Origin of the sequence: Sphingobium sp. ZW T5_29, assembly GCF_044987515.1 — a bacterium.
In the GTDB taxonomy this organism is placed as follows: domain Bacteria; phylum Pseudomonadota; class Alphaproteobacteria; order Sphingomonadales; family Sphingomonadaceae; genus Sphingobium.
Map to the genome: position 1 here is coordinate 259506 of NZ_JBJDRM010000002.1, position 16280 is coordinate 275785.

14 protein-coding genes and 2 pseudogenes are annotated in these 16280 nt (G+C 59.0%); 7 read left to right on the forward strand and 9 right to left on the reverse strand.

The genetic code is table 11. The features are described from left to right. Positions 1-34 precede the first annotated feature (34 nt). Positions 35-1339, forward strand: coding sequence for an NtaA/DmoA family FMN-dependent monooxygenase (locus tag ACI3KQ_RS02580; RefSeq protein ID WP_404954482.1), 1305 nt, complete (start codon positions 35-37; stop codon positions 1337-1339). A gap of 311 nt (positions 1340-1650) precedes the next feature. On the opposite strand, the pseudogene tnpC reads toward ACI3KQ_RS02580, so the two are convergent. After that, positions 1651-2304, reverse strand: a pseudogene (gene tnpC / locus ACI3KQ_RS02585) (IS66 family transposase); the annotation flags it as partial. 1 nt (position 2305) lies between these two features. Next, positions 2306-2416 carry an IS66 family insertion sequence element accessory protein TnpB gene (tnpB, locus tag ACI3KQ_RS02590; protein WP_404954530.1) on the reverse strand — a complete coding sequence of 37 codons (111 nt, stop codon included), beginning with the start codon at positions 2414-2416 and terminating at the stop codon, positions 2306-2308. A 98-nt stretch (positions 2417-2514) separates the two neighbouring features. Here tnpB and ACI3KQ_RS02595 point away from each other — a divergent pair, with 98 nt between their 5' ends. Next, entirely contained in the window at positions 2515-2742 is a 228-nt protein-coding gene (locus ACI3KQ_RS02595; protein ID WP_404954484.1) for a hypothetical protein, read from the forward strand. 5 nt (positions 2743-2747) lie between these two features. On the opposite strand, the gene ACI3KQ_RS02600 is transcribed toward ACI3KQ_RS02595, so the two are convergent. Continuing rightward, complete coding sequence (locus ACI3KQ_RS02600; protein ID WP_404954486.1) at positions 2748-3770, reverse strand: phytanoyl-CoA dioxygenase family protein; 1023 nt, start codon at positions 3768-3770, stop codon at positions 2748-2750. Between the two features lie 357 nt (positions 3771-4127). Between ACI3KQ_RS02600 and ACI3KQ_RS02605 the strand changes: the two genes are divergently transcribed. Then, complete coding sequence (locus ACI3KQ_RS02605) at positions 4128-6566, forward strand: TonB-dependent receptor (RefSeq protein ID WP_404954488.1); 2439 nt, start codon at positions 4128-4130, stop codon at positions 6564-6566. 1028 nt (positions 6567-7594) lie between these two features. Here the strand turns inward: ACI3KQ_RS02605 and ACI3KQ_RS02610 are convergent. Genes ACI3KQ_RS02610 through ACI3KQ_RS02620 form a run of 3 tightly spaced genes read right to left on the reverse strand, consistent with a single transcriptional unit; the run spans position 7595 to position 10216 of the window. Continuing rightward, a complete protein-coding gene (locus ACI3KQ_RS02610; RefSeq protein WP_404954490.1) occupies positions 7595-9256 on the reverse strand; it encodes a recombinase family protein in 1662 nt (553 codons plus the stop codon). After that, on the reverse strand, positions 9240-9695 hold the full coding sequence (locus tag ACI3KQ_RS02615) for a DUF2924 domain-containing protein (protein ID WP_404954491.1): 456 nt from the start codon (positions 9693-9695) through the stop codon (positions 9240-9242). The genes ACI3KQ_RS02610 and ACI3KQ_RS02615 overlap by 17 nt, the downstream gene beginning before the upstream one ends. Continuing rightward, positions 9695-10216, reverse strand: a complete 522-nt coding sequence (locus ACI3KQ_RS02620) for a DUF3489 domain-containing protein (protein ID WP_404954492.1) — start codon at positions 10214-10216, stop codon at positions 9695-9697. The genes ACI3KQ_RS02615 and ACI3KQ_RS02620 overlap by 1 nt, the downstream gene beginning before the upstream one ends. 299 nt (positions 10217-10515) lie before the next feature. Between ACI3KQ_RS02620 and ACI3KQ_RS02625 the strand changes: the two genes are divergently transcribed. Further along, the gene (locus ACI3KQ_RS02625) at positions 10516-10755 is read left to right on the forward strand and encodes a TIGR02391 family protein (protein WP_404954493.1); all 240 of its coding nucleotides are present in this window, start codon (positions 10516-10518) and stop codon (positions 10753-10755) included. A 161-nt stretch (positions 10756-10916) separates the two neighbouring features. After that, positions 10917-11513: a sce7726 family protein gene (locus tag ACI3KQ_RS02630; RefSeq protein ID WP_404954494.1), complete on the forward strand. Its 597-nt coding sequence runs from the start codon at positions 10917-10919 to the stop codon at positions 11511-11513. Here ACI3KQ_RS02630 and ACI3KQ_RS02635 read toward each other — a convergent pair. The 3 genes from ACI3KQ_RS02635 to ACI3KQ_RS02645 are packed head-to-tail and all read right to left on the reverse strand — an operon-like array spanning position 11470 to position 14252. Further along, entirely contained in the window at positions 11470-12555 is a 1086-nt protein-coding gene (locus ACI3KQ_RS02635) for a beta family protein (RefSeq protein WP_404954496.1), read from the reverse strand. The two genes, ACI3KQ_RS02630 and ACI3KQ_RS02635, sit on opposite strands and share 44 nt — an antisense overlap. A 12-nt stretch (positions 12556-12567) precedes the next feature. Beyond that, positions 12568-13833, reverse strand: a complete 1266-nt coding sequence (locus ACI3KQ_RS02640) for a helix-turn-helix domain-containing protein (RefSeq protein WP_404954498.1) — start codon at positions 13831-13833, stop codon at positions 12568-12570. Continuing rightward, entirely contained in the window at positions 13830-14252 is a 423-nt protein-coding gene (locus tag ACI3KQ_RS02645; protein WP_404954500.1) for a DUF6932 family protein, read from the reverse strand. The genes ACI3KQ_RS02640 and ACI3KQ_RS02645 overlap by 4 nt, the downstream gene beginning before the upstream one ends. A gap of 434 nt (positions 14253-14686) precedes the next feature. Between ACI3KQ_RS02645 and ACI3KQ_RS02650 the strand changes: the two genes are divergently transcribed. Both ACI3KQ_RS02650 and ACI3KQ_RS02655 read left to right on the forward strand, forming a co-directional pair. Next, on the forward strand, positions 14687-15610 hold the full coding sequence (locus ACI3KQ_RS02650) for a hypothetical protein (protein WP_404954502.1): 924 nt from the start codon (positions 14687-14689) through the stop codon (positions 15608-15610). Between the two features lie 331 nt (positions 15611-15941). After that, positions 15942-16151, forward strand: a pseudogene (locus ACI3KQ_RS02655) (integrase); the annotation flags it as partial. Positions 16152-16280 lie beyond the last annotated feature (129 nt).

Consider the following 16280-nt stretch of genomic DNA (forward strand, 5'->3'; position numbering starts at 1 on the left):
CATTACTGCATTATGATATAAGGAGATTATAGTCATGGGACATGTAAAGTTTCATCTTGGATATTTCACGAAGTTCGGTGCGACATCTTGGCCTGGTGACGGCAAGGAGTTCGGATCGAACTGGATCGATGGATCTTATCATAAAGAACTCGCCCGGATGCTGGAGGCGGCGAAGTTCGACTTCATCCTGTTCGAAGACACCACGATTGTCGGCGACAGATATGCAGGCTCCATGGAACTCGACCTGAAGAATGCGACCCTGGCGCCCAAGCTCGACCCCCTCCCGCTGCTCCCTCTGATGGCGCAGGACACGTCGCACATCGGCCTGATCGCGACGGCGTCCACCACTTTCTACCCGCCCTATCTGCTCGCCCGGCTGCTCTCGACCGTGGACTCGCTGACGGGCGGACGCGCTGGCTGGAACATGGTCACGTCGAGCGAGAAGAACGCCGCCCTGAACTTCGGGATGGACAAACTGCTGCCGCCCACCGTCCGCTATGATATTGCGGACGAGTATGTCGATCTGGTTAAGCAACTGTGGGACTCGTGGGATGAAGGCGCCCTGGTCGCGAACACCGAGACCGGCGTCTATGTCGATCATACCAAGGTCCACACCATCGATTTCGTCGGCGAGCATTTCCGCTCGCGCGGTCCGCTCAACACGGTGCGCTCGCCCCAAGGCTATCCGGTGTTTGCCCAGGCTGGCGCTTCGGAACGCGGGCGCGCGTTTTCGTCCAAGAATGCGGAAGTCGTGCTGGGCATGATGACCGGCGGTGTTCCTGGCATGAAGGCCTATCGTGAGGACATCCGCAACCGCGCCGAGGCCCAGGGTCGCAATCCGGACGATATCAAGGTGGTCTTCCTGACGCCCGTCAATATCCTTCCCGAAGGTGTCGAGCAGCAGGAGATGACCGATGCCGAAAAGCAGGCATCATTCGAGCATAACATCGTCATGGCGTCGTCGTCACTGGATGTGGACTTCTCGCTGTACGACCTCGATGGACCCGTTCCGCAGGACATCGTGGCGGGCGGACACACCAGCGCGCTCGATCACATGAAGAAGGCCGGGCGCGAGGAAGGCAAGTCCCTCAGGGATCTTTTCTCCATGGGTCAGGGCGCGAGCGGCATGGACTTTAGCGGCACGCCGCAGCAGATCGCCGAGAAGATGATGGCGGTCATGGACGAGGTTGGCGGCGACGGATTCCTGATCGAGGGATCGGGCTATAATCGTCAGCTTCCGCAGCTGATCGATGAACTAATACCGGCATTGCAGCAGGCTGGAGCCGTCCGCACGGAATATACGGGTAATACGCTGCGTGATATTTTGCGCGAGTTTTAGGGTCGGCACAATATGCAGCGTATCCAATAAGAGGTAAAACTTGCTGCTTTCATGAAGAAGCGTGTCGAAAATTTGCTTTAAAGGGAATGAACGTCAAGATTGAACTAGATTGACGTTCATTTTCCGCGCTGGATATTTGACATCCTTGCGTCCCCGCCGATCTGCTGGAGCACATCGGCCAACACTATGCGCTAGAGGCGGCGGTTCGAGACCGGCAACATCACAACCGAGGGAGAAGCAAGCAGGACCCGCTTTGCCCTTGATCGACGCACTGCCAGGCGCCTGAGTAGGCATTCGGTGAAGGCCGCAGATCAGGCGGCTTTGCGTTGATCTTCGACTGTGCGCCAGTTCCAGGGCAGCAGTTCGTGGAGACGGTTCTGGGGGATGTCTGCGATCCGCGTGAGGACGTCTGCCAGCCAGGCCTGCGCATCGATGTCGTTGAGCTTCGCTGTGCCGATCAGGCTCAGCATGAAGGCCGTGCGTTGACCACCCCGGTCTGAACCAGCGAAGAGCCACGATTTTCTTCCCAGGGCTATGCCTCTGAGCGCCCGTTCCGCCGGGTTGTTCGAGAGGCAGACACGGCCGTCGTCGAGGAAGGTGGCGAAGGTCGGCCATGCCTTAAGCATGTAATCCATGGCCTCGGCCACATCGCTGTTCTTCGAGAGTTTTGAACGGCTCTTTCGCATCCATTCTTCCAGATCGGCCACCAGCGGGGCGCTGAGCTCCTGCCGAAGGGCAAGACGCTCCTGCGCCGATTTGCCGTTGATGGCGCGCTCGATAGCGAAGATCGCGTCGATACGACGGACCGCCTCCACTGCCAGCGGCGAGATGACGGGCGCCTTGTTGCGGCGCTTCTTGAGTTGCGCGGCGACATCGGCCAGCTCGAAGAAATAGCGGCGCGCGTGGCTCCAGCATAGAGCACGCGTGAGCGGCGCCGGCAGGCGGTCGGCATGGAACAGCGCATTATTAGCCGGCATGCCAAATGATCTTGCAAAGGTCGCCGCGGCGTCCCCTGAAAATATAGAGATCCCCGGCGAAGGGATCACGTCCAAAACTCTGCTGCACCTGCAGGGCCACCAGAGCGATACGCGCCTGACGATGCAACGCGCCTTCTTTCGTCCAAGTCCGACATAGCCAAAGCGATCGCCTGCGGCCGCAAGCGCTGGATCGCGATCATGCGTTACATTGTCGCGTCCGCATGGAATGCGGAGCTACATTACATCCACCGGACCGCTGCTCAAGCCATGGAAATGCAGCGGGGCTGCCGTTGTGACCACAGCATATTCGGCAGCGCGGACGCTCTTGGGTTATCGGAGAAGGAATTCCTTCGCCAGCGGCGCTGTCATGAACGCCTCGACGCGGCTTATGGCCGCGTCGAGGCGTTCATGACAAGTGATTACTGAGCGCTTCAATACGCGATAGTCGGCGGCACGCAGAGCGAGCGGATCGACTCCGGCGCGCTCTCCCAGGGATAGTCTCCACCGTTCATCACCGAGCTATACCCAAGCAACTGGCGGAGCGTTTGCGAGGTGTCCTTCATCACCTCTGGGTCGAGGACGAGCGGAAAGTTGATCGAAGGACGGCACCAGGGCGTGGTGATGCCGAAGTTGATCGACGCGCGCTCGCGGTTCTCGGAGATGTTCGCGCCCGTGCCGTGCAACAGCATGTCGGTGTAAATGATGAGCGAGCCCGCAGGCGCCTCGGCCGGAACAGACTCGTAAGTCGTCGCGCCTGAAGGGTCGATTTCGGGGTTCCAGAGGTGGCTGCCTGGCACCACGCGCGTTGCGCCGTTTTCTTCCGCGAACTCGTCAAGGCACCAGATGAACCGCGACTGGTTCGGGGTTGCATGACCCACCCCATTGCTGGCGTCGAGATGGATGAACTGCGCGCCGCTTCCCGGCCGCGTGACATTGGCATCCACGCTATGCACCAGATAGCTCTCGTTAAGGACCGTTGGTCCGAGGATATGCTTCGTTAATTCCAGCACTACAGGATGTTCCAGAATCTGGCGGAAGACCTCGTGACGATCGGGTAAGCGATTAAGGCGACGGTTCTTGGCGTCGGGATCGACGAAGAACTTGCTCACTCGGCTTTGATCGATCGCCTCTTCACGCTTGATCTCATCCGCGAGAACCTGACGCGCCGTGCGCACTACTTCCTCCGGAAACACGTCAGTAAGGATGGCATACCCAGCCCTCTTCAGATCGGCCTTGGCCGTTTCAAGGTCGGACGTTGGTTTCGGCAGAACCAGATTGGGATCGAGCGGCACGGTCTTCTCTGCAGACGCCAAGGTCAGTTTGTATTCGTCCATAGAGAGGGAGTCGCCAACTGCCATATCAATTCTCCGCTTCGTGTCTGCCAAACCGTCCGTACGGAGGGTCTGATAATTGCCGTCGATTAGCTTGATCCGATAGTTGATAAAATTCAACATTTGTCAAGCTTAATTTCGGAGAGAGAGGGCTTCGGACACCTCTCGCGACAGGTTATATCGTCGGCGTTCAACCATGCGCGCACAAATGCCTTGACAGCAGTTGAAAAAGTTCAACAATTAGGTTCAGAAGCTTGAATGCGGTGGTAACGGGAACCGGTTGCTTTGCGGCACTCCCTGTTACACCGGTGTCAGGCGGTGCGATATCGCCCCTGCGCAACCGTATAAAAGCCAATGACAAAGTCAGATTATAACTGATGCCCGCAGCGAAAACGCGTTTGGAAATTAAAGGGGAGAAGTATGGCGTACTTGCGAGCTAAGGCCGTTCGAACAGGACTTTTCTGTGCAACATCAGTAGCCATGATGTTGGGGGGCGGGGCGATTGCGCAAACGTCGGCAGAGGCCAGCGCGCCGCCCGCGGTTGCTAACGACGGCTCTTCCGATATCGTGGTCACCGCTCAGCGTCGGGAGGAGCGCGCCCAGGACGTTCCGATTTCGATCACTGCCTTTTCCTCCGATCGTCTGCAGCAGCAGGGGATCACACAGTCCCAGGACCTTCAGGGTGCCGTGCCGTCGCTTACCGTCGGGACGAGCGGACAGGGTTCGCGCGAGGCGCAATCCTTCACGATCCGCGGCCAGGGCGCTACCTTGCAGGCGTCGCCGGGCGTCGTGGTCTATCTGAACGAAGTTCCGCTGCCGTCGCCGATCTCGGTTAACCAGCAGGGTGGCCCCGGCAATTTCGTCGATCTTCAGAGCATGCAGATTCTAAACGGACCGCAGGGAACGCTGTTCGGTCGCAACACCACGGGCGGTGCGGTGCTGCTCGTGCCGCAAAAGCCGACGGCGGACTTTGGCGGCTATGTCCAGGCCAAGATCGGCGCCTATGACAATCGCGAGTTCGAGGGCGCGATCAATGTGCCGGTCGTAGATGACAAAGTTCTGCTGCGCGTAACCGGCGCCTATCAGGATCGGGACGGCTTTACCCACGATGTCGTCTGGAACAAGGACCGGGATGACCTTCACTGGTATTCCGGGCGTGTTGGCCTGGTCCTTCGGCCCACCGAGACGTTCGAAAACTATACGATGGCCTATGGCGCCTATTCCAGCAACAACGGCACCGGTCAGGTCAATCGCGGTTTCAACATCGCCGGATTGGAGCTCTATGGTTTCTGCCAGGAAGGCCCAACCGTTCCCGGCGTGATCGCGTCTTGTGACGTCTACCGTGCCGCCGCAGCAGAGGCGGACGAACGCGGACCCCGCAAGACGGCCTACAGCACCGATACCTACCAGAAGACGAAGACGTGGGGCATCACCAACACGTCCGCGCTGGATCTGAACGACAGCCTGACGCTGCGCAACATCATCAGCTATCAGCGGTTCCAGACGCGCTTCGCGGTGGACAATGATGCGTCGATCTTCCAGCAGGACGAATATGACGCACGCCAGTTCCCGGCTTCGGGACAGGTGACGCTGCCGGGCGACGGAACGCCGGTCGAATATCTCCCGCCCGCACCGACGATCCCGCGTGATCGATTCCGCACGATAACCGAGGAACTGCAGCTTCAGGGCAAGCTGCTCGACGGCAAGCTGAACTTCACGGTTGGCGGTTTCCTGTTCGATCAACGGCCCACCGGCTCGCAGGGGGCAACGGTCTACGGCTTCTGCCCGGCCGCGTTCACCGGCTTTTGCGACTCGCAACGTCTAACCTATGCGATCACGACCAAGTCGAAGGCGCTCTACGGCCAGGCCACATTGGATATCGGCGCGTTTGCACCCAGCCTCGATGGGCTGAAGATCACCGGTGGATACCGCTATACGTGGGACACTATCAGCGGATCTGCCGCTTACTATGCACCTCTCACTCTGGCGCCCGGCAGCTTCTCCTGCTCGGACGGTTCGGTGGTGACAGACCCCACCGAGTGCCAGTTCAACGCCAGGCTCAAGACAGGCGCCCCAACCTGGACCGCGGGTATCGATTACCGGGTGTCTCCCGACCTTCTGCTCTACGGCAAGATCAGCCGTGGCTATAAGGCAGGTGGCATCAATACCAACGCCGTCTTTGAAAACACGCGGACGTTCCAGCCGGAAAAGGTCACTTCCTATGAAGGTGGCTTCAAGTCCGACTTCAATATCGCCGGGATCGGCAGCGTTCTGAACGTCAGCTATTATTATCTCGACTACAAGAACATCCAGCGTGCCGCACCGGATGTAAACGGCGCATTGCTGGGAGCCCAAATTCTGGGAGCCGTTGCGCGTGTTCAGGGTGTCGAGGTCGAAGGATCGATACGGCCGTTCCGCGGCGTCGAGATTGGCGGCAACTTCAGCTACACTGACGCCAAATATAAGAGCTATGAATATACGACCAATCTGCCGGCGGTGGATTGCAGTGGTGGTCTCGTTGCGCCGGGTGGGACGGTCGATCTGGGTTGCGTCCCCTTCACCGGCGTCGCACCCTACACATATAGCTTCCATGTATCGGCTGAACAACCGCTCGCCAATGATCTGGGGACGCTCGCGATGTTCGTGAGCTATTCCCACACATCTTCACAACATACGGCGGCGACGGCGCTTCCCGGGACAGAGCCGGGCGAGGAACTTGAAGGTTTCGGTACGCTTAGCCTCTCGATAGACTGGCGCAAGGTCGCAAACAGCAACCTCGATCTGGGTCTTTACGCAACTAACCTGACCAATAATCTCTACCGGATCGGTAATCCAAACTTGTACAACACCTATCTCTATCATTCGACCATCTATGGAGAGCCGAGGATGTACGGGGTTCGCGCCCGCTACACCTTTTAAGGCAGATCTGATCCAAACGGAGCTTCAACAGACAGGGGGCCAGTCGTTCGGCCTCCTGTCCGAGCAAACGCATTCGGCGGTAACGGCGGCCGATACAGAACTTGCGGTATGAAGTTCTATGTGAACCGGAGTTGGCTCCCAACTTCGAGAGACCGTTATAGACGGCGAACGGCGCGGGTTGGCAAAACATGGTCGTAAAGATGCGTGCTGCCTGGCTCGCTCGATCGCGCTGACGAACGTGGTTGCGACTGTAACGACGATCCCGAAGGCCTGCCGACAGCTTATGCCGAAATCGACCGGAATCTCGTCATTTTACCGCAAGGCTGACATGGCGTCCGCAGCCGCCGTTGAACTGGACAGTCGATCGTGCGGCGAGCCGCAGGGCTACGATGGATCGTGCTGATTTCCGATGTCGTGACGTAGCTGGAGCGCGAGCCAGCGGTAAAGTCGCCACTGGGGATGGAAACTGCTCATGAAAGCCGCCCCATTCTGGAGAATTCCGCGCATAAGCGGTATAGGGTCCTATGCTAGTGAAGCTGTTCTGTTTCATAGGGCGGGATGGTTATCGTTGAAGCTGGCATTACAAGCCTGATTAGAATCCGATCTGCCTTCGCGAAATGGCAGCGTTGTTGCCTCGCGCATCGGTTAAAGGCAACCGAACGGCAGCTGTCTCTGTTGGTCAGCTCCAGACCGGAAATTCGCCTATCGGCCTAAATCAGCCGCGTGCGACGGAAATTTCCCAATGATTTGAGTGCCCATCTTTGTAGTCTGTGGGGCACCACTCTCCCTGACATATGCCGGCGGTCCGGAGACGCTTCTGCCACAGTCGGATTTATGGCGGGTTTTCCGTTACTTATCGTCCTCATTTTGTGGTGCGCCAAAGCAGAGACGCTTTGCGCCCGTTGCTAAGGCGCCCCGTGGCGCGATATCTCTGAAGGGCAAGATGGTAGACCCGGGATTTTTGGGGATTCGAACGAGTAGCGGGGCCGCTTGGCCCCGCGCCTTGCGTAAGTGAGTTGCCCTGACCGTCAGCTAAATCCGAACAATGCTTCCTGCTCGCCCCAGCCTAACGGGATGCGGTTTGTCTGCACCAGTCGCTTGCGGCTAAGGTCAGCGGGCTGACGCCCTTCGAGGATGGCTTGTATGATGGATGGCGCGAGATAGCTCGTGCGTAGCAGGTCGGCGAGATATTCCCGGCCACAGCCAAGACGGCTTGCCACCTCCAGGAAGCTGCCGCCCTTATCGATCTGCGCTCTGGCGGCAAAGGCCTGCGCTATAAGCTTGAGCAACGATGGGTTGGGCAATGGCTCGCGCGAAGCTGGCGGCGGGATGACGATCTTCGCCTGACGGCCATTGCGAACGATGGCGATCGCCAACTCCCGTTGATCCGAACCTGCGAGCTGCTCGTCGATGCTGTCGAGGGACAGGGTGATGCGCAGCCTGGCTTCATCAAGATCGACGCTTTTCACAAGTTGCAGCAGTTGCTCTCGAAGAGCCGCGGGAGAAGTCTGCGCCAGCGCCTCCAGCGAGGCGCCACACCGGCCCTGGAGAAGCTGGATCGCATCACCGCTCATCTGCCCGCGTGACAGGGCGCGCCGCATCGCCTCGCTGATCGCGACCTTGACCTCCTCCAGCACCCGGGCTTCCAGCTCGGGTGCCGATACCCGCCACGCTGGCGTGGTCATGTCGGCATGACTTTCGATCTGCGATACATAATATCGATAGCGCTTCTGCTGCTTGACGGCATGCGATGGTGTCATGCGCCCGCCATGACCATCCCGGATGATGCCTGAGAGCAGGCTCGGACACGCGGCCCGACTGCCCAGCCGCTTTTCGGTACGGCCAAGAGCGATCCTTTGCTGGACCGCTTCAAAGGTTTCGATGTCGATGATTGCCGCATGCTGTCCGGGATAGACATTCTCCTTGTGGACGACCTCGCCGATGTAGAGCCGGTTCTGAAGGATGGCGTACAGCGCTCCGCGACTGATCGGCTGCCGACCATAGATCCTCCCATGCCGGTTTATCCGTTGCTTGCTGCGATGCCCATCGCGATCCAGTTCAGCAACAACCAGCCGCCCCGAACCAAGATCGAGATAGCGCCGGAAGATGTGGCGAATGAGTTCAGCCTCCTCTCGGTCAATGTGCAGCATGCGGTCTTCCAGTCGATAGCCCAGCGGAACAGGTCCGCCCATCCACATGCCCTTTGCCTTTGAAGCGGCGATCTTGTCGCGGATGCGTTCACCAGTCACTTCACGCTCGAACTGGGCGAACGAGAGCAGGACATTGAGGGTCAGCCGGCCCATGCTGCTGGTGGTGTTGAATGACTGGGTGACCGACACAAAGCTGGCCTCAGCCTTGTCGAGCACATCGACGATGCGAGCGAAATCCGCTAGACTGCGGGTCAGCCGGTCTACCTTGTAGACGACTATGACATCGATGCGACCTGCCGCCACTTCGACGAGTAGGGCCTTGAGGGCAGGGCGGTCCATGGTGCCGCCGGAATAGCCGCCATCATCATAATAGTCCGGGATCAACGTCCAGCCTTCGTGCCGTTGGCTCAGAACATAGGCCGCGCAGGCTTCGCGTTGGGCATGAAGCGAATTGAAGCTTTGCTCCAGTCCTTCCTCGGTGGATTTGCGGGTGTAGATGGCGCAGCGGATGGTTCGTGCCCCATCACGTGCTCTGGCCATCCGCCTTCTCCTTCCCTTTGGGCTTGAGGCCGAAAAAGCGTGGCCCTGACCAGTGGGTGCCGGTGATCTCGAAGGCGATGCTGGTCAGCGATCGATAGCGCTGCTCGCGATAATAATAGCCGTCGTCGAGAACCAGCACCTGGTGGCTGTCGCCTCCCCAGTCCCGCACCAGCCAGGTCCCGGTCTTGATGCGGCCTGTCGATGTCGGCGCGGCCTCGCCGGTCCGCTCGACCTCCCGCACCAGCCGCGCGATCTCGCGCTGAACGGCGGGTCCTGCCCCACCCAGCGCCCGTTCCTGCAATCGCCAGGCAAGGCCACGGCGGAGCAGGTCAGCGGTCATGTCGGGCGCCGGATGCCTGTAGAGTTGACGCCATTCAGCCCGTAGCGCGGCTGAGGACAAGGTCGTCAGCCGCGCCAGTTGAACGTCCAGGGGCTGCATCAGGCTGCTGCCTGAATACGGTAGCAGGTTGCCTCATCGCGCTTGCCCTTTGCGATGGCATGGCCTTTCTTGCGGAGACCTGTCAGGGCCGCGCGCGTCGTGTGGGGCAGCCAGCCGGTGGCTTGGACAAGTTCAGTAAGAGTCGCTCCATCCTCACGACCAAGCAGTCCGAGAAGCAGTGCGGCTTTGCTGCCGTCGCGGGGTGCCGAAGGCCGAGGACGTTGCTTCTCATCCTCCGCTGCCTTCGGGGCAACTTCGCTGTACTCTCCGCATCCGATCGCCGTTCGACCGGCGTCAGTGATGGAAACGCCAAACATTTGCCCGGCATCCTCTCGCCAGGACCGGCTGTTGTCCTGGACCGATATCTCGGCGGCGAACGCTCTTTTTATCAGACTCTCGACGGAGCGGCGGATGCGGTCTCCATAGCGGCCGAGGCTCTCGGCGGGCGGAAGGAGGCTACCGTTGGAGCGCGCGGCGGCGGTGGTCAGCAGCACGAGTTGCATGTCGGTAAGTTTTATCATGAGCGGTCTCCTTGCGAGGCGCGGCCTGATGCCGCCGCCCCACTGCCCACAGCCCCGGAGAGCGAAGCTCCGGAGCGGCATCGGCTACTGCTCGCCGACTCACGCGGACAGCAATGCTCAACGCGCGCGGGAAGTCGAATGGAATGTCGTAAAAGGGAGGCGGAGCAGCGATTTGGCAGCCGCTGAAACGGAATCTGCGGTCTGATTTTCGGCTGCCTTTGGGACTTTGCACTCTGTCCGGTCTGGATCGCTAGGAGTACATAAGCTGACGTTGCCGAGGTCTGGGGCGTCAGCTTTGAATGGCAACGGCTGGGAATTTCTGCCGTCCCAATTCGGCCGGTTCAACGGCAGATTCTGCCACGAGCAGTCATCCGGCGGCTGCTCGATGCCAGTGGCGTACCCGAACGCCGCCGATGATCACGATCAACCCACTTTCAAGCGAGAGCGAACGGGGTGAGCAGCATGGGTTCGCAAATCTCATCAATGGAACTTTCGGGATGTTCCGCAACTCAACGGCCCATGAACCTCGCATTCACTAGCCGATGTCGAAGGGTGACGCTCAGGATCTTCTGACCCTGGTCTCATTGATCCATCGCCGTCTCCATGCCAGCCATATGTGGGCCCGCGGATAGAGGTCATGGCAGGCCCGGCGTAACATTGGCCGTTGCCACTCCGCTATAACCACGGCTATCGCTTCGGGATGGCTTCGACACCGCTTCGGGACAGTGATGTAAGGAAAGCCGCCTATCGGCGGTTGCTCACGCACGCCCAGGCCTGCCCCGACACCCTGATCATCGATGAACTCGGCCTCGATCATGGCAGTTGCCGGATCGATATTGCCGTGATCAACGGCCACATTCGCGGCGTCGAAATCAAGGCAGAAGCCGACACCTTGGAGCGCTTGCCGCGGCAGGTGGCCGCCTATGGCGAAGTTGTCGACAAGGCCTTGTTGATCGTCGATCCCAAACATCTCGCATCGGCCATGACGATGGTGCCTGATTGGTGGGGCATCATGGTCGCCGAGCGCGGGGCGACCCAGGGCGTGCGGTTCCGTCGTGTCCGACCGGAACGAGCAAACAAGGGCATCGATCCACTTATTCTGGCTCGTCTGCTGTGGCGACCTGAAGCGCAGGCGATCCTGAGAAGTCTTGGCGTCTCGGAGCGAGAACTCCGCGCTCCACGCGCGACGCTCTACAAGATGTTGGTGGATAGGCTGTCGCTGCGCCGTCTCTCGCAAACTGTCCGCGAGACTCTCAAGGCCCGAACATCGTGGCGAGATCGGCCACCACTTTTGTGATGTGATGGTTCGAGCCTACCCACCGCCATGTGGACAGGCTCCCGGTGCCGGCAATCCCGTCTCGGCACTGCTCGATATAATCACTGCCGGGCGAGAAACCCGAACCCAGAAAATGGGCTGATCCTGTAACGGTGCCGCTGCATCCCCGATACTGCCCGAACCCGTTGTCACGCACGTTGACACCCTTCGCAATAATCCAGCCATCGTCACAGGCGTAGCGGATCGTTGCCGAAGGCTTCACTTTCCTCATGTCCATTTGTGAGTACCCATTGGCGGCAATGGCATAGTCAGCAAATGTCGGTTTGCGGACAGTCTCGCCCAGATTAGCCAGGAGCGCCCGGAAAAACGTCCATTCCCGCCGAGGCCAGAATTGAATGGGACCGGTCACCTCGGCCATGGAAGCGGGAAATGATGTACCCGCGAGGACGAGGCTGCGCGCAGTCGCCATGGCATTCGATGCTTGGATCGCAGCGGTGACTATGTTGATCAGCACGTCTTGAGGATCCCAGGCCGGGGCTTCGAGGTCGAGAACCACATCGCAGTCGGGGATGGTCACACCGAGTTGCTGAAGTGCTGCACCAACATTGAGGTCGAAGTCGGGATCCAGAGCTTCGTCAAGAGTACAGCGCAATATCACTCCGGTCTGCATCAATGCGCTCGCGGCTCTCACGGCCGTGCGATAGGCTGCGTTGCTGTCCAGTCTGATGACCGGAATAAGCGTGGCTCCCCGTGCGAATGCCTCCTCGCACAGGTATAGCATTGGATGCTTTCCGCCCTGCATCACCTCAGCCGGATCCAGCAGCCCGCAGTCGAGCAGCGCAAGGCGCGTTCCCCATTTGGCTCGAAAGCGAGCGGCAAACTTTGCGACGTGATCGTCGATCGACTTCGAAGGTGTCCACGTCTCGAAATCGAAATCCGGGGGTGTGATCTCGATAAGAGGAACGGTCCTGTCCTTAACGGCGTCCGGCAGGCGAAAGAGCGCTTGGTATTCGCCCTGCCGCCATTTGAGGATCGGCACGTAGTCGGTGTGCGTAATTGGCATGTCGTCGCCCCCTTAAATATCGAACTGGCGGCGAACTTCGCCATTGCCGACGAGCGTGCGGAACAGTGTGTAGTCATTCGCGTCCCGCCGGATCCGGCCAGCGATCACCGCAGGTGCCACGCCGAAGCGTTTGGCATCGGCCACGACTGCCTTGTCGTTGCGGGTGAAGCGCGACACCGCAAGGTTCCAGTTCGCCTCCGGGATCAGGGCTTCCTGCGCAAAATAGTCGGCATCCTGCTCAACCTTGTCGGCTGCCGGCGAATCGTTGTCGTCAAAGATCGCCGCGTATTCTCCCAACCGGATGTGCAGCTTCAGATGGCCGATCTCGTGGAGCAGCGTGAACCAGAAGTTGTCGAGCCGGTCGTGACGCAGGGTCATCGCGACAATGGCATGATGATCGGCTGACGCCAGCGCGGCACCGTCAAGCAATGTGCCTGGCAGGTGGCGTTCGATCACCAGCGATATGCCTACGTCGCGCAGATAGTCGGCTGCAAGGCGTGGTCCATTGTCTTCCAGACTGAGACCGACCAAGCCGCGCACCCATTCCGCGGTGAGACGGTTTCGATCAAACGCACGGTCGGGTGGATTTCGATCGGCCAGTGCCCGAACTCGCGCTTCCCAAGCGGCAATGGAGGCTTCATGGACTTGTCCACTCGACCGTACCGACTTGCGGTGAAGGGCCATCGGCGCAAACTGCGAGTGAGTACCCCGCAGGAATGCCGGGATTAGATCGCTGGCAGTCTTCTTTGCCTGTGAGAGCGTGCCCGAGAAATCCTCGAACCAGCCGCGCTTATACATTTCGGCGACCGGGAATGCCTGCCAAACCGTCGGATCGACGCTATCGAGTTTCGGGCTGCCGACCAGTTGGGCGCGCTCGACGATGCGCACGTTCAGGGCGTCGGCCACCTCCGTGAGTCGGTCGAGGCTTGCCATACGATAGCGGTCGGATTCGTAGCGCTGGATCTGCTGTTCGGCGACGCCGAGGAAATCGCCGAGATCCTTCTGGCTCATGCCGCGCGCGATGCGGGCCTGAATAAGGATATCAGGAAGATCGTGAAGGCTTTCCGCCGAGAATTCCGAAATTTTGCCCGCGCGGAGGTCCTCGTAGAAGCGCACGTCCTCCTCGAGTTCGTCGATTTGGCTGCGCAGTGCCGAGCGCTGCGCCTTCGCGAACACTTCAGGGAAGTCACTGGTCGATGTCTCAAGTGTGGCAAAGGCTCCCGCCAGCTTCTCGATCGAAGCCTTTGTCGACCTGTACTGCTTTTCGTTGGTGATCATGGCGTCGCTCCTTTCAGCGGCGCGAGCGGGATGCGGAGAATGCCCTTGGCCAGGCCGGATGACTTCTCGACCTGGAAGAAGTCGAGAAAGGGTGCGCCCGGCCCATTGGGCATTCCGGCAATGAACATCTCACCGAGGTATTTTGCTTTTTGCGCTGCTCGCTTGTTGTCGAAATCGAGAAGAACCGGATCGAGCTTGGCCGGGTCGACCCCGACATGCTCCCAGCAGCCGTCGTAGTCGCCGGGGTGCGGTTTCGCGGTCACGAAGCTGCCATCCAGATAAACATAACGGCAGCCGGCGGCCGCCAGAGCCTGAACCATGCGGACGAAGCCATCGAACAGCCACTTGCGATGGGGTGTGGTCGCGAAGCGAGCCTCTACCTCAGCAAGCGTCGTGTCGTGAATGCCGGCTGGCAACACGGCCCAAGGGCAAGGTGGCCCCAGCTCGATTAGGTCCGGTATCATGACACAACTATATCGTTGTGTTCGGTTTTGTCCAGCGATAAATGGCGTTTATGGTTAGCGAGAGCCAAGTGCCAGCGGCGTTTGACGGCGACTCTGCTGGCTGCGGCTGGCAAGGCAGGTTTGGCAATGTCGCGACTGTCAGCTTCCGAATCCGGAATCGAGGTAAGGCGACGTTCACTGCGCCTAGATTAGAAAAATTGTGGAGACGACCCATTTTCGGACATTTTGCTGACATCAAACTGATCGTGATAGCCGCGCGCTAATTGGGGGAAAAGATATGCATCAATGCGATTTTGTGCACAGCATAATAACCGGTCGCCTGCGGGGGCAATGCCCCACTCGGCTCTCAGCAGAGCGCGACGGTAAGCTTTTGCATTGGAAAAGACGCGATGAATGACGGCGTTTTGAAGTATGGTGGAGGGAGCACTGTCTCGACAGTCGCTGGAGGAGAGAATTTCGCTGGCGCAAGTTTCAACGGGCTGTCGTTTTGCTGCACACCTATTGAACTTATGGCCAACGATGGGTCGGACACCGTGCTTCACACGGCTAGTGGTTTTTTCTGGAGGCGAGATGGCCAGCCATTTCTGGTCACAAACTGGCATGTCGCATCTGGACGAAACGCGCTTACTGAAGAAATCAGCGCGAGTGGATACGTCCCGAGGCGCATTCGATTTTACGGTATGTCGGTCTCAACAACCTTGGGCGTCGTCAACATTAAGCGTATCCGCTGGACGCTAGAATGGAGCGATGAGGAGATGGCGAAGGTTCTGGAAAAGCCTCCCCAAGTCGGCGGGCAAAGCGTCGATATTTGGGGTATCCCCATTCCCTGCGGAGCCGTGATCGCACGAGACCCTAATCGCACCGGCTTTAGTGGGGCAGAGACGATGAGTTGTTTTATTAATGATCATCTGGGTACGCGCATCGTTACCAATGTCGGTGATGACTGCTTTATTTTAGGATACCCGCTGCAGAATTATGAGGGGCTGATGCTTCCCTTATGGAAGCGAGGTTCAATTGCCTCCGAGACATCAATGGGTGTAGCGGGTCGGCCCATGTTTCTGATTGATGCTGCGACGACGGCTGGTATGTCCGGTTCTCCGATCGTGCGTCGTGTGACCACTTTCACCGCGCACAATCAGGATATCGGTGCGCTTCAAGAAATGTCGCACTACGAAGTTATTGGTATATACGCAGGTCGTCTTCAATCCAGAGAATTGGCCGCCGTCAATCTCGGCTATGGATGGTATCGTACCATGATCGATGGTGCATTGGCGTTTTACAATTACTCGGCACCGACCGCAGTGCACGAGTGATCGCGACGCTCGAAAGACATTGGTGCCCGGGTGAGAGCCTAAGCCACGATGATACCATGTGACATCATAGCAAAGCAGCGAGGCAACCGCTGTCCGATACGCCGCCGATTGGCGTGAGTGCTGCTGTCGGGGACGGACACTTTCAGTGTCAGCTTTTCTCAGCCGCAAGCCTGAAAGCTGTCAGGCGGCTAGCGGCCAGTCTTGGGCGTCCAGATCGGGAAAGCGGACCGACCGAACGTCGGCGTGAGGAATTCGCTCCTGAGCGTCGGCAAAGGGTCGGCCTACTCTGAAGCGTTCTACCTGTGGCCATCATGGCCTTAGGAGACGTGTCATGGGATTGTCAGAATTTGATCCCGCCGCTCGCGAGCGAGTATCTTGGAACGCCGGACGCAAGGTGGGGGCGAAGCGCGCGCTCAAACCCCGTCAGATCTGGGCCGTCCGTTTCTTCCTCGACCAGCATGGACGCATTCGGGATCGGGCCCTCTTTGATCTCGCCATCGATAGCAAGCTGCGCGGCTGCGACCTAGTGAAGATCAGAATCAGCGTAAGCGCAAAAACCTCCCCACATTTTCGTAAGCGCTGATTTGTCTATGTTTCGCCCCTCGTCTGAGGGGTATCGTAGTGGCCGATGATGTAAGAACATTCGAAACAGGTTTCGAAAGGCAGGAGG